Below are 25,680 nucleotides of genomic sequence, written 5' to 3' on the forward strand. Positions count from 1 at the left end.
TGAAAAATGCCAGCCATCAAATGGCGAGGGGCCCTGATAGCAGGGCTAACCCTCGCCGCAATTGTCACGCCTGTGGCAGCGCAGGAGCGGGAGCTTCTGACGCTCGACGAGGCGTTGGGCCGGACAGGCGTGGTTGCCGAACCCGCTAACACCGAGTTAAACCCGCGCATCGTCGGCCCTCGAGCGGAAGCCGAGGCGGCGCAGGCTCTTGTCGGACAGGCGCGGTTGCGGCCCAACCCTGAAATATCGCTCGAGGTCGAGAACATCGCCGGGAGTGGGGCCTTCTCCGGGCTAAGCGCCACCGAATATACGCTTGCTGTCGGACAGCGGCTCGAACTTGGAGGTAAACGCGGCACACGCGTCGAGGCTGCCCGGGCGCAGGCACAGCTGGCGGATCTGCGGGCTGACCTTGCGGGGGCCGAACTCGGATTTCTTGTCCGTGAACGCTACGTAGCAGCGGCTGCAGCAGCCTCGCGCGTCGAACTGGCCCTCGATGTGGTTGAGCGAAACGAAGAGCTCGCCCGCATTGCCGGTCTCCTCGTAGAAGTCGGGCGCGAGCCCCCGCTCCGTGCTCTTCGGGCCGAAGCGGCCTTGGCGGAAGCGCAAGCCGAACTTCAGGCCGCCGAAGCGACAAGTCTTGCAGCCCGAACGGCCCTCGCCTCGCTATGGGGCGATCAGGGGGCGCCGCCGCTTGTTCCGAGCAGGTTCCCCGGGATCGAACCGCCCGGTGCTGTAATGGCGACAGCAAGCGGTCTGCAATTGCGAGTGGCGCGTGCGGAAAGCACCGCCGCCGCCGCCGAGATCGATCGTGAGCGCAGCCTGCGCATTCCCGATCCCGTCGTTTCCGCCGGTGTTCGACGCTTCGAGGAAAGCAATGACAGTGCCTTTCTTCTCGGTGTCTCGATCCCGCTTCCCTTCTTGAATCGTAATCAGGGCAATATCGCTGCAGCCGAAGCAAGGCTGCGCGCCGCCAATGCTCGCGAGGCTGTAGCGTTGGCCGATTTCGAGCAAGCCGTGACGCGCGCACGATCGCAATATCTTGCTGCCGAAGCGCGCGTCGAGACGCTTTCCACGACATCACTCCCCCAGGCCGAGGAGGCTCTTCGGCTCGTCCGCATCGGTTATCGCAATGGCCGTTTTCCGTTGATCGAAGTGTTGAGCGCAGCCGAAGCGCGCGATGCCATTCGCGAGGCGTTGATTGCTGCGCAAGAAGACCGGGGACAAGCTGCCGCCGAACTGATCAGGCTGGCCGCACAATGAGGAATACCAAAATGAACCGCAAAAGACTGGCGATCATCGCCGGAATTGTCATACTTGTTTCGGCCTTGATGCTGATGTTCTGGCCTGACAGCCAGGTCGACACCCACGCGGACGAAGAGGTCGCAGAGACAGAACTGCCCGAGGGGCTCGTGCTAATCGAGCAAGAGCAGATCCGCACCGCCGAGATCGAGGTCGCAGCGGTGCAAACGGGTGCCGCTGTCGAACTCGTATTTCCTGCAACGGTTGCGGCAAGTCCGACCGCCAGCGCACGCATCGATGCACGGGCTTCCGGTGTCGTGCGCAGCGTTGGCAAGACGCTTGGCGATTATGTCCGGCAGGGCGAGACCGTCGCTCGGATCGAAAGCGCCGATGCGGCTGCACTCGCTTCCCAGCTTAGTGCCGCCCGCGCCCGCGTAACCGAGCTTTCGGCGGCCTATGAACGGGAGCGCCGGCTATTCGAAGCCAACGTGACCGCACGCCAGGATCTCGAAGCGGCGCGCGCCAATCTTGACGTTGCCCGTTCCGAACTGAACCGGTCGCAGGCGGCCGTCGCCGCGGCAGGCGTGAGCGGCGATGGACGCTCGCTCGCTGTCACCAGTCCGCTTTCGGGCCGTGTGACCGCCGCTCCAATCGTGCTCGGCTCGTTCGTCGACGCCGGGGAGGAGCTTTACAGCGTGGTCAATCCCAGCGGCTTGCAGATCGAGGTTGCGCTGCCTTCCGAAGATGCTTCACGCATCCAGCCTGGCGACGAGGCTGCGTTGATCCTCGGCGATGGAAGGGAGATCGGCGCTCGCGTCCGGTCGGTAACGCCTTCGCTCGATGCCGAGAGCCGTAGCGCGACAGCGGTTCTTACCTTGACGCGCGCCGTTCCCGGTCTGCAGCCCGGATCGTTCCTTCAGGCGCGTATTCGCCCCTCGGGCGAATTGGACCAGAGCCGTATCGCGGTACCCGAAGATGCTGTGCAGGTGCTCGAAGGACGCGATGTTGTCTTCGTGCGGACACGACGCGGATTTCAGGCTCGGGAGGTCGAGATCGGCAGCCGGTCTGCCGGAATGGTGACGATCCTCTCCGGGCTCGAGCCCGGTCAGCGGATCGCGACTGCCAATGCCTTCCTGTTGAAGTCCGAGCTCGAAAAGGAGGGCGCAGAACATGGCCATTGATCAAACCACGGCATCTTCTCCCATGTCTTCGGACGAAGGTAGCCACCGTCACGGCCCGATCGGAGTCATCCTCGATGTCGCCGTTCGTTTCCGCTGGGCGATCATCGTCCTGACCGTGTTCGCAGCGATCTACGGAGCGTTCAATCTGGTGCGCCTGCCGATCGACGCGGTTCCCGACATCACCAACACGCAGGTCCAGATCAACACCAGCGCTGCCGCGCTCTCACCTTCGCAGGTCGAGACGCAGGTGACCTTCCCCATCGAAACCGGACTTGCCGGGATCGAAGGCCTGGAGATGACACGATCGATTTCGCGCAACGGCTTCAGCCAGGTCACCGCGATTTTCGAGGAGGGCACCGACCTCTACTTCGCCCGGCAGCAGGTGAACGAACGGCTCGCGCCGATTGGCGCTTCATTGCCCGAAGGAGCGGAGCCTACCATGGGGCCGATCTCCACCGGCCTTGGCGAAGTGCTGATGTATACGATCGAGTATGAGCATCCCGGTGGCAAGGGTGCGACCACTGGTGGCCGCACAGGCTGGCAGTCCGATGGCAGCTTCATCACCGAACGCGGCGACCGCCTCGAGAGTGAGGTGGCTAAGGCGGCCTATCTGCGCACTGTGCAGGATTGGGTGGTCGCGCCGTTGATGCGCTCGATCGACGGCGTGGCCGGCGTGGATTCGATTGGCGGGTTCGAAAAGCAATTCCTTGTTCAGCCCGATCCGGCACGTCTCACCGGCTATGGCCTGTCATTCGACTCACTCATCGATGCTCTAGAAGCCGCCAATCTGGCGGCAGGCGCCAATTTCGTCGATCGTGCCGACGAAGCCCTGCTTGTCCGCGTGGACGCGAGGCTGGGCAGCATTGCCGACATCGAAGAAGCCGTCATTGCGACCCGCGAGGGCGTGCCCATCCGCATCGGCGATGTGGCCGATGTGGAGATCGGCGGCGACCTGCGAACCGGTGCTGCTTCACTGAACGGTGAAGAGGCGGTGGTGGGAACCGTGTTGATGCGCGCGGGCGAGAACAGCCGGACCGTTGCGGCTGGTGCTGCCGAGAGACTTGAAGAGGTCCGCGCATCGCTTCCGGACGGAGTTGTCGCTGAGATTGTCTACAATCGTTCCTCACTAGTCGATGCGACGATCTCCACCGTCGAAAAGAACCTGCTCGAAGGCGCATTGCTCGTGATCGCCGTCCTGTTCCTCTTGCTCGGCAATATCCGCGCCGCCATAATCACCGCACTGGTCATTCCCGTTTCGATGCTGATGGCAGCGGTGGGGATGAACCGGCTTGGTGTCTCAGGTAATCTGATGAGCCTGGGCGCGCTCGACTTCGGGCTGATCGTCGATGGTGCGGTCATCATTGTCGAGAACAGCGTCGCCCGGCTTGCGGCCCGGCAACATCGCGAAGGACGCTTGCTTACCTTGGGTGAGCGGCTGACCGAAACGCGTCTCGCAGCGCAGGAAATGATCAAACCGACCGTCTACGGTCAGGCGATTATCTTCCTCGTCTTCGCGCCGCTGCTGACCTTTACCGGGGTCGAGGGCAAGACGTTCTCGCCCATGGCGATCACGATGATGCTCGCGCTGGCTTCGGCCTTCGTTCTTTCATTGACCTTCGTGCCAGCGATGATTGCGGTCCTGCTCAACAAGAAGCTGACCGAAAAGGAGGTGAAGCCCATTCGCTGGGCCAAAGAGCGCTACGGTCCCGCCGTGCGCAAGGTCATTGCGCGGCCCTGGCCGATGATTGGTGCCGGGGTTGGTCTCTTCACAGTAGCGGTTTTTGTGTTCGGCTTTCTGGGCAGCGAGTTCACCCCGCAGCTCGATGAACGCGACATCGCGGTGCAATCCTTGCGCATCCCCTCGACATCGCTCGAACGCTCGCTGGCGATGCAGCGGCGGGTCGAAGACCGGCTCGAAGAGTTTCCCCAAGTTGATCTTGTGTTCTCACGGACGGGCACGGCCGAAGTCGCCAGCGATCCAATGCCCCCCAATGCTTCGGACGCTTATGTCATCCTGAAGCCTCGCGACGAATGGCCCGATCCCGATTTGCCGAAAGATGAGCTTGTTGGTGAAATGGAAAGCGCGCTCGGAGGCCTCATCGGCAATCTCTACGAGTTCAGCCAGCCTATCGAGCTGCGCTTCAACGAGCTGATCGCCGGTGTGCGCGGCGATGTCGCGGTCAAGCTCTACGGCGATGACCTCACTGCGCTCACCGAAGCTGCGGGCGAGGTCGCGGGCGTGCTTGGAGGTGTCGAAGGCGCCGCGGACGTGAAGGTGCAGCAGGTGACCGGCTTTCCTACGCTGGACATCGCCTTCGATCGCCCGACCATCGCGCGCTATGGTCTGACCGTCGAGGAAGTGGCACAGTCGGTTGCTATCGCGCTCGGCGGGCGGCCAGCAGGACTGGTGTTCGAGGGCGATCGCCGTTTCGATGTTGTCGTGCGCCTCGAGGATGCTACGCGCGACGATTTCGACCAGCTCGGCGCGCTCCCGATCGTGCTTGAAAACGGGGTCACCGTTCCTTTGCGGACATTGGCCGATTTTCAGGTCGTCGATGGCCTTGCCGAGGTTCGGCGAGAGCAGGGCCGAAGGCTTGTGATCGTCTCGGCCAACGTACGCGAGCGCGATCTCGGCTCCTTTGTTGAGGAAGCGCAGGAAAGGGTTTCGACCGGCGTCGATATGCCGCCGGCCTCCTTCATCGAATGGGGCGGACAGTATCAGAACCTGCAGGAAGCGCAGGCGCGGCTCACCATCGTCGTCCCGATTGCCTTCGCTCTGGTTCTCCTCTTGCTGTTCATGGCTTTGGGTGGATGGGTTCCAGCGCTTGCCGTGTTCAGTGCCATTCCCATGGCCTTGGCTGGCGGGGTGTTCGCTCTGGCGCTGCGAGGCTTGCCATTCTCGGTGTCGGCAGCGGTCGGCTTTATCGCGCTTTCCGGCGTGGCGGTGCTCAACGGTCTCGTCATGATGACCGCGATCCGGCAGCGACTCGACAGCGGGATGTCACTGGATGAGGCGATTGCCGATGGCGCGCTGGCGCGACTGCGACCGGTGCTCATGACCGCGTTGGTGGCGTCGCTGGGTTTTGTGCCGATGGCGATTGCCACAGGAACAGGTGCTGAGGTGCAACGTCCCTTGGCTACGGTGGTTATCGGCGGGCTGATCACAGCCACTGCGCTCACGCTGTTCGTTTTGCCAGCGATCGCTCGCCTGGTACTCGATGATGGCAAGGAGAAGCGAAGCTGGCGCCAAAGATGGTGGGACCGCCTGCGTCGCAACGTCACGCCTGAGGAACGTAAAGAACTTCGGGATGTTACTTGAAGGGGAGGGCTAATTGAAGTTAGCTAGGTCAATTTGTCTGCCTCAGATCGCTTCGGGACTGACAAGTCTCGAAGCGATCCGGTATCGGACTCAATTGCGGGCGCGCGGAGCCTCGGCAGAACGCCCGGCTGCGATACGGGCACGGCGTGGGTGTTTTTCGCCGATGGCTTCTATGCAGAGGTGCAACCTTCGGACGGTGATCTGTCCGCTGTCGGCATCTGGCGCGATGAGGGTGAGGCCATCGCATATACCATGACCATAAGCCCTTCGAACGGCATGCGCGGCCAATGCAAGTGCGCCATCTTACGATCGAAGATTGTAGCCCGGGACGGCCCTTCACCTGCAACTATCGAGGTTTCGAGCGCATCTTTTACCGCTGTCCAGAGGACGCGCCAAAGCCGCTCGACGGTCGCGCGGAACATTCAAGAGGAGAAATCGCCATGCTCACCGCAATCGAAGATAACGGTCTGTTGCTCATCAGGGCGGACGGAACGCTTTCCGATAGCGACTATGACCGCTTCGTTCCGTTTTTCGAGCGCGTCGCGGCGCGAGTTCCTGGGACGGTTCCGATGCTTATCGAACTTGCTCCCGACTTTTCTGGCTGGGATATGGGCGGTCTCTGGCGCGACCTGAAATTCGATGCGAAGCACAAGGACAGCTTCGGCCGGATCGCGATGGTCGGCGATAGTAGTTGGGAAGAGTGGGGCACCAAGCTTTTCGATCCGCTATTCCGCGCGGAGATGAGGTTTTTCACACCTGTCGAGCGGGTTGCCGCCGAAAGCTGGGCGAGAGACGGAAGGAATGCGTCATGAGCGGCGAAGGCGAACTCAACCTCGATTCGGCCGAAAAGCGCCGCACTCTCTGGATCGTTTTCTGGCTCAATGTGGCGATTGCGATAGGGTTTTTCATCACCGGGGTAATCGGCGATTCCAACGCGCTGATTGCCAATGGGCTCGACAATTCGTCGGACGCGATTGTCTATGCATTGAGCCTGCTTGCGCTCACCCGCTCCCGGGTCTGGAAGCGCGGAGCCGCGCGTTTTTCCGGGGTCATGCTGCTTGTGTTCGCAGGCGGTGTGATTCTCGATGCCATCCGGCGCTTCATGGAGGGTTCGGATCCGATCGGCGGCGTCATGATGGTGATGGCGCTGGTTGCCGGTGCGGTGAACCTCTGGTGCCTTTACCTGCTGAAACGTTTGCAGAATAAGGATGTCAATTTACGTGCAGCCACCACGTTCAGTTTGAATGATTTCGTTTCGAACGGCGGGATTATCATAGCGGGTATCGTAGTGTTTTTCACCGGATCGAATTGGCCCGATCTCGTCGTCGGGATCGGTGTGGCCTGCATAGCGATCTACGGCGGCATCGAGATCCTGCGCGATGCGCATATGGACATCCATGAGGAAGAGGGCACAGAGCACGAGGGCTGGCGCAAGTGATCGCGGTCTGGGCAGCGGTTCTCCTCGCCGCCGTCTGGGCCGCTCATTGGGGCGCGGAACGCCTGTCCGCACCGCTCAAGAAATTACGCAAGCAATGGGGGTTCTCCGTCGCGGCGGGGGGCTCCTTTTTAGGTCTAGCCGCCGCTTCGCCAGAGATGGGCATCAATGTGACGAGCGCTGCTCGTGATGTGTCCGATATCGGCCTTGGCGCCATGCTGGGTTCGACCGTTCTGGTGATTCCGGTGATCGTGACGACCGCTTATCTGGCGACCCGTAAAGGGGCCCTTGAAGGTGCTGACAAGGAGCACAAGAAGCATCGTCGTGATCATTACGTCGCGGTCGATAAGGGGGCTCTTACCGTCCAGGCGCTGCCTTACCTGGCGATCCTCGCGGTCTTCGCTCTACTGACGCTTCCCGCCCCTTGGCGCGGGTTGCAGCCGATCGATGGATGGCTGCTGCTGATCGCGTATCTCGCCTATCTCCTTCAGGCTCTCGTTCGGGGCCGAGAGAAGGGAGAGGAGGTAGAGTGGAGTCTAAAGGAGAAATGGATGGCCATAGCGGGCGTCGGCGCCCTGGCGGTCGGGGCCTACTTCACCGTATTCTCGACCGAAAGGATCGTGAGCGCACTCGGCATCCCGAATATCGTCGGCGGTCTTTTCATCACTGCCGCCGTCGCATCGCTGCCCGAGGTGTTCACGACCTGGAGCGTCGCGCGCTCCGGTCAGGTGACCTCCGCCAGCACAAGCGTGATCGGCGACCATGTCGTGACCATGACGCTCGCCTTCATCCCGCTCACCATCATCGGAACGCCGATCGAGAATTTTCAACTCTTCTGGGTCAGTCTCGCGTTCGTCGTGCTGATGGCCGCGCTATACGCTCTCTTTCTTTCGTTGGGAGACGAAGAGAAAAGAGGCTTTGGTCGATGGCACATCTTCGCGTTCTGGGCAGCCAATGCGGCTTTTATTGCCGTAATATTCCTGTGGGTGAAGCCTTTGCAAGTCTCCGGAGGAGCCGGATGAGCAATGACAACCGAGATCAGGGTGAACGGAGCGGCCATAGCCACCGCGAAGAGGATCATGACGATCAGCCCTTGCTTATGAGGACATCTCCCCGAAAAGATTTTGATGGAGATTTGCCTGTCGCGCGGAAGAAAGTCGCAGACGAACTTCCGGCGGTACGGGGTTTGAAAAGCTAATGAGCCTTTTCGACACTATCTTTGAGACACAAAGCCGATCGCATGTTTTGCTTCTTGCGATATTCGCAAGCACCGGCTTGGTCGTAGGGACGTTGTGGGTCGAACGTGTGGGGGCGGGATTGCGCCGGTCCGATCTGTTGTATCCTGCTGCTGCGGGCGTTCTGTTTGCGACCGCTGCGCTAGCGGTTACGCCGTTCGTCCAATCGGCAGTCGACAGCTGGGCCATCCCTGTGCTCTTTTTGCTCGGTGGAGGAGCCTATGTTCTTCTGTGCAAGGCAGCCGGCTATCTCAGAGGCCGTTTCGCGGACGGCAAAAGAAAGCAGCATGATCATGACGAGGATTTGTCCAATGTTGCTGTATCGTCGATCTTCTCCATCGTCGATCTGATCGGCTATGGTTTGACCCTCGGTATTGCAGCAGCCGCTTCCGTGACTTTGGCAATAGTCACCGCGGCAGGGTTGGCCATGGCGAATGTCTTGGTCAGTCGTCAGATTGGCTCCAGGTTCATAGCCGCTAGCTCAAGCCGAATGGACCGCATCGCGCTACAGGTCGGTCTCGCTCTGGCCTTCATCGGTTCTGCGCTGTTGGCATTCTGGATGGTACACAGTGTCGATAGTTTCGGGCTGCCTTGGCTCCTCACCGTCCTTGCAGGGTTGCTCCTGGCTGCGGCGGTAAGAGCTTTGCTTCTTCATCAAGCGGCACACACAGCGGGGCACTTCAAATCGCTTCTTGTTTTTCTCGTCGGGTTCGCCCTTCTCGCACTCATTTTCGCCGGGCTTGATGAATTATCAGACGCGGTGGATCTTCCGAATTCGGGTTTGGAGCATCCCGCAGAGCGACCGGCAGTCGCGTTTAGCATTGAACCCTTCACAATGGGACGCGAGTAATGGAGCAATCCCACGGTCACGCCGGACATAGTCACGGCGAAGAAAATCTCAGCGATCGCCAGCTGATCTTTGCAGTGGCGATCAACGTTTTGCTTACAGTTGCCCAAATCATTGGCGGGATCGTCTCAGGGTCGCTCGCGCTCATAGCCGACGCCTTGCACAATTTCAGCGATGCGGCTTCGCTTGGCCTGGCCTGGTTCGCGCGCAAAATCGGGCGGCGACCCGCCGACAAACTTATGACCTTCGGTTATGCGCAAGGCGAAGTCGTCGCCGCACTCATCAACCTCACGACGCTGCTTATCATCGGCTTCTACCTGTTGGTGGAGGCAATCAACCGGTTCGCCGATCCCCAACCGGTCGAGGGATGGACCGTCATAGGCGTGGCGGGCATAGCGCTGGTCATCGATCTGGTGACTGCCTTCATCGTCTATCGCGGTTCGCATGACAGCATCAACATGAAGGCGGCCTTTCTGCACAACGTCTCCGATGCTCTCGCGTCGGTCGGTGTGATCGTTGCTGGCGCGCTGATCCTGCTATACGATCTCTACATCGCGGATCTGATCATCACCCTAATCATCGCCGGTTATGTCATCTGGCAGGGGGTGACCCTGATGCCGCGGACAGTCCGGCTCTTGATGGGCGCGGTTCCCGACGAGCTGGAGTTTGATCGGATCGTTTTGGCACTCGAAAAGTTGGATGGGATCGACGGAGTACATCATGTTCATGTTTGGTCGATCGGCGAGCATCACCGGGCGCTGGAAACGCATGTAACCCCTGAAGGCGCTTCACTTGAGCAATTCGAGAAAGTGAAGGGCCGGGCTAGGTCGATGTTGAAAGAAGAATTTCAAATTGAGCATGCGACATTCGAAGCGTGCTTTGAAACGGACTGCGAAGCCGATCTCGTTCCCGCGCATCAAACCGCACATCCGCATGAAGTTGGCGGACCCCATCAGCCTTAGATTTGTGTGCGTATTCGATGACGTCTGCAGACCACGATAATTGCTGAAAAACCGGAAACCCGGGCCGTCAAAGCTCGGCCGCAAGGTTTGGGTGCGTACGAGTGTTCGTTGAACAACCCTAACTCAGGCTTGCGAGGATTGTCGGGCTTGCCATCGGCCTGGCCCTGCTCGTGCAAAAAGGACCGCGCTGCGCAAGGTGTTAAATGCGTTGCAGTTGCTCGGTTACAAAGGAAAACAGCCGACCGCAGGCTTACTCTTTGAAGCTCAGGTAAATCACCACATCCTTGCCTCATCGGTGTCGCAAATCCCCCGCGCTGCGCTGCACAGCTACGCGCACGAGCGCTACCGAGAAGTTTTCCCAAAGCGTGTTTTTGCTCTTGCGAGGCAATCGCAATAAGGTTAGGGCCCGGATTTCCACACTCGGAGAACAGGAAGTTTTTATGTATCGTACTACCGTCTCGTCCCTCGCAATCGCTTTGTCCGCACCGGCGGTGGCACAAGAGACTACCGGGCCTGATGACGGAGAGGTGCGCGCCGAACAGATTGCAGACGAGCGCCGGGAGAATCCGGTGGATTCGATCATCGTGGTCGGCGGCCGGATCGATCCCTACCGTATCGCGGGATCGGCCGATCTTATCGACAGCGAGGATCTGCGCCGGTTCGATTACGGGGATGTAAATCGCGTCCTGCGGCAGGTCCCCGGCATCAACACGCAGGAGGAAGACGGGTTCGGCTTGTTCCCGAATATCGGTCTGCGCGGCAGTCCGGTCGAACGTTCGAGCAACATCACGCTCATGGAAGACGGCGTGCTGATCGCGCCTGCTCCCTATGCCGCGCCGGCAGCGTATTATTTCCCGGCCATCGGGCGCATGCAGGCGGTCGAAGTCACGAAAGGGGCCGCCGCCATTCGCTATGGGCCCCGTACGATCGGCGGGGCGGTCAATCTTCGGTCGACCGACATTCCGGCCGACGGGCTGGCTGGCTACGCTTTCGGGCAATACGGGTCGCGCGACTATTATCAGGGACAGGCCTGGGTCGGTGGAGACACGGACTACGTCGGCGCGCTGCTTGAAACCTACCAGCAGGGCAGCGACGGCTTCAAGACGATTGATGGGCTTCCCGACGCCGACACCGGTTTCGAGCGACAGGATTACCGTGGACGCTTGGCTGTTCACACAGCACCGGACGCGCCTGTCGAGGCGCGACTGGAATTCGTCTATGGCCGATCGGACCTTGAAGCCAACGAGACGTACCTTGGACTTGCCGACACCGATTTCGCCGCGGAGCCCTATCGTCGCTATGCGGCAAGCCAGCGCGACGCTTTTTCCGGTGAGCACGATCAATATCGCGTTACCGGCAGCTTGGCATTTTCTGACGGAACGAGGATCACAGCTACGCTGTACCGGAACGACTTTGCCCGCAGCTGGTCCAAGCTCCAGGATATCGACTTCGACGGCGATGGCAGCTTCGATTCAATTAGCTCGGTTTTCGTTAATCCAGAGGACAATGCCGGGGCGCTTAGCATCTTGCGCGGGGCGGATAGCTTCGAGGGCGCGGTTCGCATACGGAACAACAACCGCGTCTATCGCAGCGAAGGCGCTCAGATTTCGCTTGAGCGCCCCTTCGAGATGGGCGGCGCGAGGCACAACCTTGCCGTATCTGTCCGCTACCACGAGGATGAGGAAGACAGGCTGCAAAACGAGGAATTCTACTCACAGATCGGGGGTGATCTCGTCTTCGAACGGCAGACCGATCTTGGTCAGCAAGCCAACCGGGAAGCGAAAGCAAAGGCGATCGCGTTCTATATCGAGGACCGGATCGAGATCGGTGCCCTGACACTGACTCCCGGCTTGAGGTATGAAGGGATTGACCTGACCCGGCTCGACTATGCCGGGTCGGACCCGGATCGCTCAAATGGGCCGACACGTGTCCGTCAGACCAATATCGATCAGTGGTTGCCAGGTCTTGGCGCCACCTACGAGTTGGGTGATGCCATATTGCTGGCAGGTGTGTCGCGCGGTTTCTCACCTCCCGGTCCAGGCAATCCTGATGCACGGGCCGAGGAAAGCTGGAACTACGAAGCCGGGGTCCGCTATCGGAGCGACAAGGTCCAGGTCTCCGCGATCGGCTTCTACAACGACTACTCGAACCTTCTGGGCAACTGCACTCAATCCGTGGGCTGCAGCGTCGGTGATATTGGCGATCAGTTCAATGGCGGCGCGGTTACGGTCAAAGGGCTGGAACTGTCGGCGGCGGTTGAACCTCGCCTTTCCAATTCGGTCTCGTTCCCGCTCTCGCTTGCCTACACGTTCACGGATGCAGAATTCGACAGCAGCTTCGACAGCGAATTTTTTGGCGACGTAAACGAAGGCGATGACCTGCCGTACATCGCGCGCCATCAGCTCTATGTCGAAGCGGGGGTAAACATGGGACGTGCGGCGGCTACCGTTGGCGCCAACTACGTTTCCGAGTTGCGCGACAATCCAGGAAGCGGAGCCGTTGCTGAAAACGAGAGGATCGATGATCGCATCGTCTTCGATATTGCGGGAAGTTACGCGCTGACTGACAAATTCTCCCTGTTTGCGCGCGTCGACAATGTTCTCGACAATCAATACGCCGTGAGCAGGCGCCCGTTCGGTCTGCGACCAGGGGTTCCGCGGCGCATTGTGGGTGGTGCTCGGGTCAGTTTTTAAACTCCGCGTGAGGCTTTTGGCGTTGATGTTCGCGCCCCCTTCATTTTGCGTGCTTGGAGGCGAGAACTGAGATGAAAGCTGACCCTAGATCGAATGCCAGACGGGATTGGGCAGGGCGGAACTCCCCACCAAGACTGTTGCGGACGCCTGGGGGTGAGCTCGTCCGCGAATCCTGGTTCTCGAACGACAATCGTATCCCTGAAAAGTCGACCGGTGTTTTCAGTATCAGGGATTCGTCGCGATCTTTCAGGCCACGCGTGGCGCGAAAAGGATGACTGTGGCACCGCCGAGGCAGATCAATGCTCCTAGCAGATCCCAGCGATCCGGCTGTGTATCTTCGACGAGCCAGAGCCAGCCAAGCGACGCGGTGATATAGACGCCGCCATAGGCGGCGAAGGCTCGCCCTGCAGCATCCGCCTCAATGCGAGCAAGGAGATAGGCGAACAACACGAGCGCCAATACTCCGGGAAGGAGCCACCAGGCGCTCCTGTCCATTCTGAACCAGGCCCAGAACGCAAAGCACCCCGCAATCTCGGCGAGCGCGGCAAGGGGATAGATCCATATCGCGTTCACGCTTCAGTCCCCTCGGCGAGCGCTTCAATGACCAGACAGGTGCCGACCGTTCCTTGCTCGCAGTTTTCCAGCATCCGGCGCAGTTCCCTTCGGAGAGCCTCCAGATCGGCAATCTTGCGGTTGACTTCGCCCAGGTGCGCTCGTGCCAGCGTGTCGACCGCATGGCAGGCCCGCGACCGGTCGTCGGCCAGTTCGAGAAGTTCGCGAATGCGCGTCATGGAAAACCCCAGGTCGCGCGCGCGGCGAATGAAATTCAGTCTCCGGGCGTGCTCGGGACCGTAGTCGCGATAGTTGGCCTGTGTGCGGGGCGGGGACGCGAGAACGCCCTCGCGTTCATAGTAACGGATGGTTTCCGCTTTTACGCCCGCCGCGCGGGCGAGTTCACCGATCCGCATAGGCTTCCCTCGATCGCTTGACCTTGTAGCGACTACAAGGTGTATAAATCGATTCGACACAAGGAGTCGAGCGAATGGGAAAAAATTGCTGCGGTCCTGTCGAGGACGTCGAGGCGAATAATGATCCGCTGTGGCGCCGTATCCTGTGGATCGCTCTCATTCTCAATGCGGTTATGTTCAGCGTCGAAATCGTGGCGGGCCTTGCTGCTGATTCGCGTGCATTGCAGGCTGACGCACTCGATTTTCTGGGCGATGCGGCAAATTACGCCATAAGTCTCTGCGTTGCCGGAATGGCGCTTGCGTGGCGCGCTTGCGCAGCCATTGCCAAAGCAGCGACCATGCTGGCGTTCGGGCTATGGGTGCTTGGCTCCGCGATCTGGGGTTTCTTTGTCGGTGCCTCGCCGGACGCCGGGACCATGGGCATTATCGGAACCGTCGCGCTTGCGGTGAATCTCGCAGTTGCCGCGATGTTGTTCCGGTTTCGCACGGGTGATGCCAACATGCGCTCGGTGTGGATTTGCTCGCGCAACGACGCGATCGGCAATGTAGCGGTTCTGGGCGCGGCGCTGGGTGTCTTCGGAACCGGGCGCGCGTGGCCCGACCTGGTCGTGGCCGCCATTATGGCCAGCCTAGCAATTTGGGGCAGTATTGAGGTATTCGGTCAAGCGCGCGGTGAGTTGCGCTCTGCTTGAGAAGGGACTCCGACAGGCAGTTACGTGATAGCACGACCTCTGCTGGCTTACGCTAACTTCCTTTCAAAGCCCATTGAAGGCCAACCGCTTTCAATTATTGCAGGTGACCGCATGAGTACTGGTCCATCAAAACCATCCTTGCGGTGGACTCCGGAGACGGTGATGTTTTCGGCGGCCGGGTAACGATTGTCTCTCCTGATGGTGACAGTCTTGATGCAATTCGTCGCGCTGCTCATCCCGGCGACCGCTGCTCATTAGGAATCACTTTCGCTCGCTTCGACTAGGCTGACCCAAGTCCCATTTTTCGTGAGAGCCAAAGGGTCGCGGTCGGGACAAGAACCCACATGATTATGGGAACGAGTCCGATCTTTGTCCCAGGGACTAGCGGCATAGTGGGACTGTAGGTCCAGCCCCAGGCAGCCCCAACGGCCAATATTTCGACCACGGATGTTATCGCGAGACCGATGGCGAGATAGATAAGGAAGCGGGATATTGGCCAGTCGACAAGCCAAGGTGTTCGGCGGTTTCCCAACGAGGCGCCCAGATAGGCCGCCACCATGATACCCGCGTCACCGAACGATGCCAGACCACATCGGTATGCGGCTTCAACAGGACCAAGCCCGTCAGTGCTGTAGAACGGGAGCTGGAACATTTCCCAGGCGAAGGCAATCAGTCCGCCGAAAATGGCGATCCACAGGGCGGGATGCGCGCCCCGCCACACTGCTTCGGGCCTACCCGTATTAATAGGCTCCAAAGCTCACCATCCTATTGCATTGGCTCCGCCATCGCCATGCCGATCCGCTAAACAACGAACCGGTCCCAGCTTCCGTAATGTTCGTCGCTCCGATGCCCTCTTGGCAGGCTCAGTACAATCAGAAGCGCTCCGAGCATCGTACCGACAACGTTGCCAACAGTACTGGCGCCTCCGTCCATAAGCCACGGAGCCACGATGAGCCAGGCACCGAACGCGACGTTGAGAAAGCGCAATGGCCTTGCGACCTCCGCCATGGCAATTACCGATACCGTGATGACCAGCGCGCCGACCAGATGGTCGCTGTCAGCAAGAGGCGGTACATTCCCAAGAACGAGCCTGGAGAACATCAGGAAAGCACCGATCAGCACACTGATGGCCAATGTCCATGGGACCGTGACCCCGCGCGCCGCCGAACCGCCGATCGCCGCGAGCGGAGCATCGAAACCGGGATGTGAGTCCTTGCTGCCGCCTGGCAGCGCGTCGCCGCGGAAGAACGAGCGCCAGAACGGTCGCCCGCGCCGCGTGTTGAGAACCAGGAACTGGCCCATCGCGACCAGCTCGTCGAGCGAATAGGGGATCATGATCAGCATCGCGGCCGCCGCCATGAGGCAGATCGTGCAATAGGTGCCGATCATGATCGGCTGGATGATGATGAAGTAGATGCTGATCACGCCGAGGGGCACGACGACGATGCCGAACAGTGTCACCATCCAGGGCATGGTCCGCCAGCGGGCCCTGCCGCCCATGACGCCCATCAGGATCTCGAACATGTAGCTCATCGCACCGATGCCGCCATCGGCCACCGGCCAGGCCTTGGAGACATCGGAGGTAATGATGTATTCGGTCCCGTTGAGCGCGCTTGGCGAAGCGAAGAACGGCTCCCACACGCCGTCGATATGGCCGAGCTGATATGCCGTGAGGATACGTGAAAGAAAGAAACCGACGGCGCCGAGAATAATGATCGGCATGCGCTGGACATAGGTCGAGGGCGAATAGGTCCAACCCGGCGGCACGTCGCTGTCGTCCATCATGCCTTCCGGAGCCATGCCCGGCATCATGGGCACCAGGATGGTGAAAGCGATCACCAGTGCGCCGATGAAAGTGTCGTTGGCATAGACGGCAGCATCGGGCGTCCAGAACAGCAACGGGGCGCCGAGCAGCCAGATGCCGATACAGGTGTTCGCCCATTGCGCCCAGCCTCCGCGCGGCGAAAGGGAAATGGCCGCGAAGATCATGATCAGCACGCCGCTCACCAAATCGTTCCAGGCTGTCAGCCAGCTTCGTAGCGCGGGATCCCAGAGATCGCGATCCTCGGTTATGCGCGTGACTGCAGCGGTAAATTCGCTCTGGTCGAAGGTCCCGAAGACAAACGGTGTGGTCGCGAGCCATAGGCCGAGCAACATCGTAAACCAATGAACCCAGAGCATGTTGAAATGCATCTTGCGCATGTGACCGGCGTGGTCCGCCAGAGCATCTTCGCTTAGCGGGGCAGGCTCTGCCTCATCGGCTTCATCGAAATTGCTGCCGGCCACCCGCGCGGCATTGAGCTTGTTCTCAGCGTACCAGGCCGAAGGATCGGCTTTCAGACCTTCGACGATCCGCGGGAGGGCGGTCCTCAGCCTGTGCTGCGGCGTCCAGTCCAGCCTTTCCCGCGCATTGCTGAGATCGAGTTCGTAGTGGTCGTCCGAAATGTCCACCATCCACGGCCGGATGAAAGTCTCTTCGCCAAGCACTTCGTTTTCGACCCAGGCGCCGGTCTTGGCGAGGCCCTTCGGCACCGTGCGCGTCGTCCAGTCCTCATCGTGGATCAGGCGTCCAAGCGACTTTTGCAGTTCGCCATAGGACATCACGTCATCTTCGCCGAGAAGAACCGGCCATTCACTGGGAAGCTCGCTCCGCCGGTCGACGATTCGCTCGATCCCGTCGAGCAAATCCTCAAGGTGCAAATATGGCTGTCCGGTGTCGAGGTCACCGGGATAGACGCGGGCGCTCGGCCGCTTCTCGTAAATTCGCGCGACCTGCTGTGCCAGAAACGCCGAATGGCCTTCATCGTCGTATACGCCCGCAGGCCGCACGAAGACCGCATCGATGTCGCCGCGCTTCTCGCGGATCAACTGCTCGGTGCGGACCTTCGATTCGCGGTAGGGCAGATCCGTGTCCAGCGGCGAGGTCTCGTCGATCAGCCCGCCGCCCTTGATGGGGGCATGGGCCAGCATCGTGCTCACGAACACGAACTGGTCGATTTCGAAATCCTGAAGTGCGTCGAGCAATCGACCGGTTCCCTTGACCGTCACCGCGTCATATTTGGGGTTCGGTTCACCGGTAAGATCGAAATAGGCAGCAAGGTGGACGAAGGAGGCGATCCTTTTGCCATAGGCGGTTCGAACGCGTTCGAAGGCGGCATCGATGCTCGCCTGGTCGGTGACATCGACACAGACGCATTCGGCCTCTGCCGGGGGATGGGGAGCGGCGTCGCGGTCGAATCCGATCACGCGGTATCTCGCTGCAAGCTTCTTTACGATGGCTGAGCCGATATAGCCGCTCGAGCCAGTAACGATCACGACAGGTTTATCGGAGTTGTCAGTCAAGATATGATCCTTGCTTCGACTTTGAACGACCTCACGACCCTTGAGCGGTGCCTAAAAACCTCAATCTAACAGAGTTTCCAACCCGAAAGCGTGCGGGAAAACGCAGTCCTTCTCCCTGTTACGAAATAACGATCGATTTCCCTCACATCGAGAGCAATTTCCGCAGCGAGCGGGCATTGGATTTAACTAACGGCACCCTTCCTGCCGAGCCTCGGGTTTCCTCGGCAGCCGATAATACGGACCAGCGCGAAAGACCAACGAGTCGGCTTTGAAATAGGAACACATGGTAAGGGGAGACCGTAGTTCTGTCATATCAAACTACAATTTTCGAAGAGTAGGAGGCGACATGAAGGCCCAAGACGTAATGACATCGAACCCCGCATGCTGCAATCCATCGAGCACCGTGCAAGAGGCAGCTTTACTGATGGTCGATAATGATTGCGGCCAAATCCCCGTTGTCGATGATTCCGGTGCGTTGGTGGGCGTGGTGACCGACAGGGACATCGCCTGCCGCTGTGTTGCCAAAGGCAATTCCTCCGACCAACGCGTTGAGGAGGTGATGACATCATCACCTGTTACTGTCACCGCCGATGCAAGCGTCGACGAATGCTGCACCAAGATGGAAGACAATCAGGTTCGGCGGCTTCCGGTGGTCGATGACGAAGGCAAATGCTGCGGCATCGTTGCGCAGGCCGATATCGCCAGAAGCGCAGCTGAGAAGGAAACCGGCGACCTCGTGCGCGAGGTATCGGAGGCCAGTTCGGAGCCAGCTTCGGCGGGATGCTGCTAGTCGCACAAGACTATTGATTTTACGCGGATAAAGCGGACGGGGCGATCTGATCGGTCCCCGTCCGCAATCGCTCGTTACTTGTCAATCGCCTCGCCCCCGACTATCTCGGGCCGGTGAAGTTCATTCGTACCTTGACCTTGATCCTTTTTGGCTTCGGACTCTTTGTCCAGGTTGGAGCGAATGCGGCAGCCCTTCCTCAGATCGAGGCGGCGGAGATGAGCGACTGTGCCGAGATGGCCGATAACGATACATCCACCGATCCGGCAGGACCATGTTCCAGCATGACGCTCGATTGCGTGATTGCCATGAATTGCTTGCCGCCTTTGGCTCTGTCGAATGCGACTGAAATGGAGGGTGCGCCCCTTCGTTTGGTACCGAGCTACCTTGTTTCTGCGGCCCCGTGGTTTGAAACAGATCCACCGCGACCGGAATCGCCTCCTCCAAAACCAATCCTCACCGTCTAGTTTTCCCTGAAGGCGCGTTGCGACTTTTGCGAGACTGACGAACGATGCAGCCGCACGAACCGGTCTTCGCCGGTGCGGCATGTTATGTCGTCAGCTCGCTCTGCACGAGTGAGATTTATGAACTGGCGAATTGGTTGGGTGCCGTTTTCGGCCCTGCTGGTCGCGCAGGCTGCCCAAGCGCAGTCGGTCGGCTATGAAGAAACCCTTGCGGCGGCGCGGGCGGAACAGCCCATGCTTGAAGCGGGCGCTTTGCGTGTACAGGCGAGGCGCGATGCTGCGGACGCAGCGGACGAATTGCCCGATCCACGCGTTCGTGCAGGCGTGATGAACTTGCCGGTCACCGGACCCGCTGCATTTAATCCGTATGCGCAATTGCCGACGCAGCTCGCGGTGGGCATCGAGCAGGAAATTCCCAATCTTGCCAGGCGGCGAGCACGATACGGCCTTGCCGGATCCGAAATCGGTATTGCCGAAGCCCGTCTTGGCTTGTCCGAACGTTCCATCCTCGCCGAGGCCGGGACGGCTTGGATTGGCCTGTATTATGCTCAGCAGCGCCTCGCTCTTGCGCGCGACTCTCTGGACAGCTTAAGGGACTTCGTTCCGGTCGCAGTCAGTGCCGTCGCTTCGGGATCGGCCAGACCTGCCGAAAGCCTTGCGATCCGGCGCGAGCTTCTCGAAATCGAGGATGCCATTACCCGGATCGAGGCCGCGCGCGCAGCCGCGCGTGCCCGGCTGCAGCGATATATCGCCGGAAGCGAGCCCGTCGCTGCGGGGGGCGCTCCCCAAGTTACCGTGGACCCGGAAGAGCTTCGGTTCGCGTTGGAGGCCAATCCGGAATTGCGTCTGGCGGATGCCGAGCAGCGACGTGCCGAAGCTGCAGCCGATCTGGCACGCGCTGAAAAGCGACCTGATTTCGGCGTCAGCGTGACTTATGGACACCGTAATCCTGATTTTGGCAGTGTCATATCGGTCATGGGATCGGTCACTTTGCCAATCTTCACTGACAGGCGGCAGAATCCGCGCATCGCGGCGGCCGAAGCAGACGCTGCTGCCGCCTCGGCCGAGCGCGTCGACCGCCTGAGGGCGATCAGGGCCCGGTTCGAAACCGATCTTGCTGAATGGCGCAGCGCGCTACAGCAATGGGAACGTGCGCGTGACCAGCTTCTCCCGCTCGCGCGCGACCGTGCCGACCTAGAAACCGCCAGCTTCGCTGCTGGACGCGCCGACCTCGTTGAAGTGATCGCGGCCAAATCTGCGCTGGCATTGCTCGAACTCGAGATTCTCGAACGCGAACAGATGGCTGTCGAAGCCGCTGCAACTCTACGACTTACATATGGGGAGGACAGGCCATGAAAGCCGTGTTCGAACGTCTTTCGCCGCGCCAGCGTTCTTATGCAGCGGCGGCGGGTATAGCCCTGATCAGCCTGGGGGCTGGCTACGGTCTGTCGATGCTCGGCGGCGGCAGCGATGGCGGTGACGCCGCTGCCGATGCCGGCTGCGAAGAAGTGCTCTACTGGTACGATCCGATGGTGCCGGATCAGCGCTTCGACGAGCCGGGCAAGTCGCCATTCATGGACATGCAGCTGGTTCCCAAATGCGCGGGCGGCGATGCGCAGGCTGGCGAAGGGGTCAGCATCGATTCCGGAATGGTCCAGAACTTCGGGATCCGCACTGCCGAGGCCGAATACGGCGTGCTGGAACCGGAAACGACGGTGACCGGCACGCTTGCCTACAATGGCAGCGAGGTAGCGATCGTCCAGCCACGCGCGGGCGGCTATGTTCAGCGAACATACGGCCACGCCCCGCAGGATCTGATCGCAAGAGGCGCGCCGGTCGTCGATTTGCTGGTGCCCGAATGGGGCGGCGCCCAGCAGGAATTTCTTGCCGTGGCGGCCACTGGCGACGCGGCGCTTACCAGTGCAGCCCGCCAGCGCCTTCGATTGCTCGGGATGCCGGAAGGCGTGATCTCCTCGGTGGCTCGAAGCGGGAGACCCCAATCGACGATCACCGTCACCGCGCCGCAATCGGGCGCGATTACCTCGCTCGGTGTAAGGCCGGGCATGACCGTCATGGCAGGCCAAAGCCTCGCCGAAATCAGCGGCTACAGTCCGATCTGGCTCGAGGCCGCTGTGCCCGAGGCCCTTGCGGGAAGCGCCCGCGTGGGACAGCCGGTAAGCGTGACGCTCACCGCTTTTCCTGGCGAGCGATTTGCAGGGCGGATCATTGCCATCCTGCCGAGTGCACAGGAGGCAAGCCGGACGATTACCGTGCGCGCGGCGATGCCCAACCCCGGCCTTCGCCTGAAACCGGGCATGTTTGCGCAGGTCACGATCGCTCCTGAACGGCGTGAAGCATTGCTCATCCCGTCGGAGGCCGTGATCCGCACCGGCGAACGCACGCTGGTGATGATCACTCAGGAAAGCGGAGGATACCGACCTGTCGAAGTCCGGATCGGGCGAGAAGCAGGCGGCCGCACCGAAGTTCTCGCGGGCCTCGCGGCAGGCGAGGAGGTGGTTACCTCCGGCCAGTTCCTGCTCGATTCCGAAGCCAGCCTTGCGGGTATCGATGTACGTCCCATCGATGATGCACCGACGGCTGCCGGTGAAGAAGGCGCACAGGCGCAGGCGGATGCGGACGAGCCGCGCACCTATCGAGCCACAGGTACGATCGAACGCATCACTTCCCGCAGCATTACCTTGCGGCACGGGCCGGTCGAAGCTCTGGAATGGCCAGCCATGACGATGGGTTTTGCCACTGAAGGTCCGGCCCAGGTTCGCGGTTTCCAACGCGGCGACCGGGTGACCTTTACCTTCGTTCAGGCAAGCACCGGTCCGCGCATCGTCTCGATCCGGAAGACCGGCCAATGATCGCGCGGATCATTGACAGTTCGATCGCCAACCGCCTTTTCGTGGTTCTGGCGGCGATCGGCCTGGCGCTCGCCGGCTTCTGGGCAGTGCGGACCACCCCTGTCGATGCGCTTCCCGATTTGTCCGACGTGCAGGTGGTTATCCGCTCCAACTATGCCGGGCAGGCCCCGCGTATCGTGGAGGACCAGGTTACCTATCCACTGGCGACGACCATGCTCTCGGTGCCGGGAGCAAAGACCGTGCGAGGCTATTCGTTTTTCGGCGATAGCTATGTCTATGTGATTTTCGAGGACGGGACCGATCTCTACTGGGCGCGCTCGCGCGTGCTCGAATACCTCAACCAGGTCCAGAACCGCTTGCCTGACGGAGTCGAAAGTACTCTCGGCCCTGACGCGACCGGCGTGGGATGGATCTACGAATACGCCTTGGTCGACCGCAGCGGCGGCCACGATCTGGCCGGACTGCGCAGCCTGCAGGACTGGTTCCTGCGCTACGAGCTGAAGACTATACCTGGGATCGCCGAGGTCGCCAGTGTGGGCGGCATGGTCAAGCAGTACCAGATCGTTCTCGACCCCTACCGCATGGCTTCCTTCGGAGTGACCCACGGCCAAATCGTGAGCGCGATCCAGGCAGGCAACCAGGAGGCAGGCGGTTCCATCGTCGAGATGGGCGAAGCGGAATTCATGGTGCGTTCGTCGGGCTATCTCGGCAGTCTCGATGATTTCCGCTCGATCCCTTTGCGCGCCGAAGCGGGCGGTGTGCCGGTGACGCTTGGCGATGTCGCCAATGTGCAAATCGGCCCCGAACTGCGCCGCGGTATCGCCGAGCTGAACGGCCAGGGCGAAGTCGCAGGCGGCATCGTCATTCTGCGGCAAGGCGCCGACGCGCGCGGTGCGATCGAGGCGGTCGAAGCGAAGCTCGACCAGTTGCAGGCAAGCCTGCCCGAAGGGGTCGAGATCGTCACCACCTATGACCGATCGCAGTTGATCGATGCCTCAGTCGATAACCTCACCACCAAGCTGATCGAGGAATTCGTCGTCGTTGCGCTCGTGTGCCTGCTGTTTCTGTGGCACGCCCGCTCTGCGCTGGTCGCCGTGGTGACCTTGCCGCTGGGTGTTCTGGCAGCCTTTCTGGTGATGCGCTTCCAGGGCGTGAACGCCAACATCATGTCGCTTGGCGGGATCGCCATTGCGATCGGCGCGATGGTCGATGCGGCGGTCGTGATGATCGAGAACGCGCACAAGCACATCGAGCGATGGACCGAGGAAAATCCCGATACGGTCATGTCGGGTGAGGAGCGTTGGCGGATCGTCGCGGATGCTTCCAAGGAAGTCGGTCCGGCGCTGTTTTTCAGCCTGCTGATTATCACCCTTTCGTTCCTGCCGGTCTTCACTTTGCAGGCACAGGAGGGACGGCTCTTCGCTCCGCTGGCCTTCACCAAGACCTACGCGATGGCAGCGGCTGCAATCCTCTCGATCACGCTGGTTCCGGTCCTCATGGGATGGCTGATCCGCGGCAAGATACCGCGGGAAGACAGCAACCCGATCAACAAGGCGCTGACCCGTGCCTATCGTCCGGGGCTCGACTGGGTGATGCGGCGTCCGAAGGCGACGCTGGTCATCGCAGGACTGATATTCGCGACGACGCTGGTGCCTTTTACGCGGCTGGGCGGCGAGTTTCTCCCGCCGCTCGACGAGGGCGATCTTCTCTACATGCCGAGCGCGCTTCCCGGACTTTCACCGGGGGAAGCCTCGGCCCTGCTTCAGCGGACCGACCGCCTGATCAAAACGGTGCCCGAAGTCGATACCGTTTTCGGCAAGGCGGGCCGCGCTGATACGGCCACCGATCCCGCGCCGCTGACGATGTTCGAGACGACGATCAGCTTCAAGCCGCGCGAGGAATGGCGCGAAGGGATGACGCCTGACAAGCTGGTGGAAGAACTCGATCGCGTGGTCCGGGTTCCGGGCCTCGCCAATGTCTGGGTGCCCCCAATCCGCAACCGCATCGACATGCTCGCCACCGGCATAAAGAGCCCCATCGGGGTCAAGGTCTCGGGCGAAGATTTGGGCGAAATCGAACGAGTGGCGCTACATGTCGAACAGATTGCGAAGGAGGTGCCGGGCGTCAGTTCGGCCCTGGCCGAAAGGCTTTCAGGCGGGCGCTATGTCGATGTCGATATCAATCGTCTGGAAGCAGCCCGCTACGGGCTCAACATCGCCGATGTGCAGCAGATTGTATCGGGCGCGATCGGCGGCGCAAATGTCGCGCGTACGGTGGAGGGGTTGGCCCGTTATCCGGTCAATGTCCGCTATCCGCGCGAGATTCGCGACAGCGTCGATGAGCTGCGCAATCTTCCGGTTCTAACCCCCGCGGGACAGCAGATTACGCTTGGTACAGTGGCGGACGTCCGCGTGACCAGCGGGCCGCCCATGCTCAAGAGCGAGCAAGGCCGGCCGACGAGCTATGTCTATGTCGATGTACGCGGGCGCGACCTCACCTCGGTGGTGGGCGATTTGCAGGAGGCAATCGGTGCCGAGGTCGATCTGCCCGCCGGCGTCAGCCTGTCCTATGCTGGGCAGTTCGAATATTTGACGCGCGCTTACGAGCGGTTGCAGATCGTCGTACCGGCGACGCTGGCGATCATTTTCCTGCTACTTTACCTGATCTTCCGCCGCTTCGACGAGGCGCTGCTGATCATGGGCACGCTGCCATTCGCGCTGACCGGCGGGTTCTGGTTACTTTACCTGATGGGATACAACCAATCCGTCGCCACCGCCGTCGGGTTCATTGCGCTGGCAGGCGTGTCAGCGGAATTCGGAGTGGTCATGCTGATCTACCTGAAGGCCGCGCTGGAACGGCGGGAGGGCGATCTCGATGCCGAGGAGGTATCGGCAGCCATCCGCGAAGGCGCGCTGCTGCGCGTCCGGCCCAAGGCGATGACCGTCGCCGTGATCCTCGCTGGACTTTTTCCGATCCTGATCGGCACTGGCGCCGGATCCGAGGTGATGAGCCGTATCGCGGCCCCGATGATCGGCGGGATGATCACCGCCCCGCTGCTTTCAATGTTCGTACTTCCCGCCGCCTTTCTGATGATGCGGCGGCCCAGGGCCAAACGGTCCAAACCCCTCGAAGGAGAAGAAGAATGCGTATTACAACCCTCGTGACCCTATTGGCAGCGCCGCTGGCTCTCGCCGCGTGCGACTCGGGCGACGATACCGAAGCGATGGACGACACGGCCATGGCAGACGTTCAGATGCCGATGGACGATAGCGACATGCCGATGATGGGATCGGATGGCGCGATGCGGACCGCCAGCGCCGAAGGGATCGTCACCGCCATCGACGCCGATGCGGGAACGATCACAGTCGATCACGGCGCTGTCCCCGCGATCGAATGGCCCGCCATGACGATGGGGTTCCAAGCCGACGAACAGCTGCGTCAGGACGTGGCGGTTGGCGACACGATCTCGTTCGACTTCACAACCGGCGAAGGCGGCAACACGATCACTTCGATCACCAAGAAGTAATTGTGAACCGGCCCCGGATCATTTTCGGGGTCGGCACAATAGGAGAAGTACGATGATGAACGGTGACATGCCAGCGGCCATGATGGGGATCATGGGCCTGTTCTGCTTATTGCTGACCAT

Annotated in this window: 18 protein-coding genes; 15 read left to right on the forward strand and 3 right to left on the reverse strand. The window is 60.7% G+C overall.

Features of this window, described 5'->3' with window-relative positions; translation table 11 throughout:
* Window positions 1–72: 72 nt before the first annotated feature.
* The 9 genes from HUV48_RS13255 to HUV48_RS13295 all read left to right on the forward strand — a co-directional run bounded on the left by HUV48_RS13255 (window position 73) and on the right by HUV48_RS13295 (window position 12,911).
* Window positions 73–1,260 carry a TolC family protein gene (locus tag HUV48_RS13255; protein ID WP_269420624.1) on the forward strand — a complete coding sequence of 396 codons (1,188 nt, stop codon included), beginning with the start codon at window positions 73–75 and terminating at the stop codon, window positions 1,258–1,260.
* An 11-nt stretch (window positions 1,261–1,271) separates the two neighbouring features.
* On the forward strand, window positions 1,272–2,420 hold the full coding sequence (locus HUV48_RS13260; RefSeq protein WP_050600443.1) for an efflux RND transporter periplasmic adaptor subunit: 1,149 nt from the start codon (window positions 1,272–1,274) through the stop codon (window positions 2,418–2,420).
* Window positions 2,421–2,442: 22 nt separating this feature from the next.
* The gene (locus tag HUV48_RS13265; protein WP_050600442.1) at window positions 2,443–5,739 is read left to right on the forward strand and encodes an efflux RND transporter permease subunit; all 3,297 of its coding nucleotides are present in this window, start codon (window positions 2,443–2,445) and stop codon (window positions 5,737–5,739) included.
* 440 nt (window positions 5,740–6,179) lie between these two features.
* Complete coding sequence (locus HUV48_RS13270; protein ID WP_050600441.1) at window positions 6,180–6,551, forward strand: SpoIIAA family protein; 372 nt, start codon at window positions 6,180–6,182, stop codon at window positions 6,549–6,551.
* Window positions 6,548–7,177, forward strand: coding sequence for a cation diffusion facilitator family transporter (locus tag HUV48_RS13275; RefSeq protein ID WP_050600440.1), 630 nt, complete (start codon window positions 6,548–6,550; stop codon window positions 7,175–7,177). The genes HUV48_RS13270 and HUV48_RS13275 overlap by 4 nt, the downstream gene beginning before the upstream one ends.
* Window positions 7,174–8,196: a sodium:calcium antiporter gene (locus tag HUV48_RS13280; protein WP_050600439.1), complete on the forward strand. Its 1,023-nt coding sequence runs from the start codon at window positions 7,174–7,176 to the stop codon at window positions 8,194–8,196. The genes HUV48_RS13275 and HUV48_RS13280 overlap by 4 nt, the downstream gene beginning before the upstream one ends.
* A gap of 175 nt (window positions 8,197–8,371) precedes the next feature.
* Window positions 8,372–9,259: a ZIP family metal transporter gene (locus HUV48_RS13285; RefSeq protein WP_050600438.1), complete on the forward strand. Its 888-nt coding sequence runs from the start codon at window positions 8,372–8,374 to the stop codon at window positions 9,257–9,259.
* A complete protein-coding gene (locus HUV48_RS13290) occupies window positions 9,259–10,218 on the forward strand; it encodes a cation diffusion facilitator family transporter (RefSeq protein WP_050600437.1) in 960 nt (319 codons plus the stop codon). The genes HUV48_RS13285 and HUV48_RS13290 overlap by 1 nt, the downstream gene beginning before the upstream one ends.
* A gap of 440 nt (window positions 10,219–10,658) precedes the next feature.
* A complete protein-coding gene (locus HUV48_RS13295) occupies window positions 10,659–12,911 on the forward strand; it encodes a TonB-dependent receptor family protein (RefSeq protein ID WP_063506156.1) in 2,253 nt (750 codons plus the stop codon).
* A 246-nt stretch (window positions 12,912–13,157) separates the two neighbouring features.
* Here the strand turns inward: HUV48_RS13295 and HUV48_RS13300 are convergent, their stop codons facing one another.
* Window positions 13,158–13,484 carry a YnfA family protein gene (locus HUV48_RS13300; protein ID WP_050600435.1) on the reverse strand — a complete coding sequence of 109 codons (327 nt, stop codon included), beginning with the start codon at window positions 13,482–13,484 and terminating at the stop codon, window positions 13,158–13,160.
* Window positions 13,481–13,879: a MerR family transcriptional regulator gene (locus HUV48_RS13305; RefSeq protein WP_050600434.1), complete on the reverse strand. Its 399-nt coding sequence runs from the start codon at window positions 13,877–13,879 to the stop codon at window positions 13,481–13,483. The genes HUV48_RS13300 and HUV48_RS13305 overlap by 4 nt, the downstream gene beginning before the upstream one ends.
* 74 nt (window positions 13,880–13,953) lie before the next feature.
* On the opposite strand from HUV48_RS13305, the gene HUV48_RS13310 reads away from it, so the two are divergent.
* The gene (locus HUV48_RS13310) at window positions 13,954–14,571 is read left to right on the forward strand and encodes a cation efflux transmembrane domain-containing protein (protein WP_050600433.1); all 618 of its coding nucleotides are present in this window, start codon (window positions 13,954–13,956) and stop codon (window positions 14,569–14,571) included.
* Window positions 14,572–15,372: 801 nt separating this feature from the next.
* Here the strand turns inward: HUV48_RS13310 and HUV48_RS13315 are convergent.
* Window positions 15,373–17,913: an SPW repeat domain-containing protein gene (locus HUV48_RS13315; RefSeq protein ID WP_050600431.1), complete on the reverse strand. Its 2,541-nt coding sequence runs from the start codon at window positions 17,911–17,913 to the stop codon at window positions 15,373–15,375.
* A gap of 346 nt (window positions 17,914–18,259) precedes the next feature.
* Here HUV48_RS13315 and HUV48_RS13320 point away from each other — a divergent pair, with 346 nt between their 5' ends.
* From HUV48_RS13320 to HUV48_RS13340, 5 genes are all read left to right on the forward strand, one after another.
* Entirely contained in the window at window positions 18,260–18,703 is a 444-nt protein-coding gene (locus tag HUV48_RS13320; RefSeq protein ID WP_050600430.1) for a CBS domain-containing protein, read from the forward strand.
* A gap of 581 nt (window positions 18,704–19,284) precedes the next feature.
* Window positions 19,285–20,520: a TolC family protein gene (locus tag HUV48_RS13325; RefSeq protein ID WP_063506157.1), complete on the forward strand. Its 1,236-nt coding sequence runs from the start codon at window positions 19,285–19,287 to the stop codon at window positions 20,518–20,520.
* Complete coding sequence (locus tag HUV48_RS13330) at window positions 20,517–22,034, forward strand: efflux RND transporter periplasmic adaptor subunit (RefSeq protein WP_067505937.1); 1,518 nt, start codon at window positions 20,517–20,519, stop codon at window positions 22,032–22,034. The genes HUV48_RS13325 and HUV48_RS13330 overlap by 4 nt, the downstream gene beginning before the upstream one ends.
* Window positions 22,031–25,198: an efflux RND transporter permease subunit gene (locus HUV48_RS13335; RefSeq protein ID WP_067505939.1), complete on the forward strand. Its 3,168-nt coding sequence runs from the start codon at window positions 22,031–22,033 to the stop codon at window positions 25,196–25,198. Before HUV48_RS13330 ends, HUV48_RS13335 begins: the two co-directional genes overlap by 4 nt.
* Complete coding sequence (locus tag HUV48_RS13340) at window positions 25,177–25,560, forward strand: copper-binding protein (protein ID WP_202392052.1); 384 nt, start codon at window positions 25,177–25,179, stop codon at window positions 25,558–25,560. Before HUV48_RS13335 ends, HUV48_RS13340 begins: the two co-directional genes overlap by 22 nt.
* Window positions 25,561–25,680: the final 120 nt, after the last annotated feature.

Source organism: Qipengyuania atrilutea, assembly GCF_013370205.1.
GTDB classification, from domain to species: Bacteria; Pseudomonadota; Alphaproteobacteria; order Sphingomonadales; family Sphingomonadaceae; genus Actirhodobacter; species Actirhodobacter atriluteus.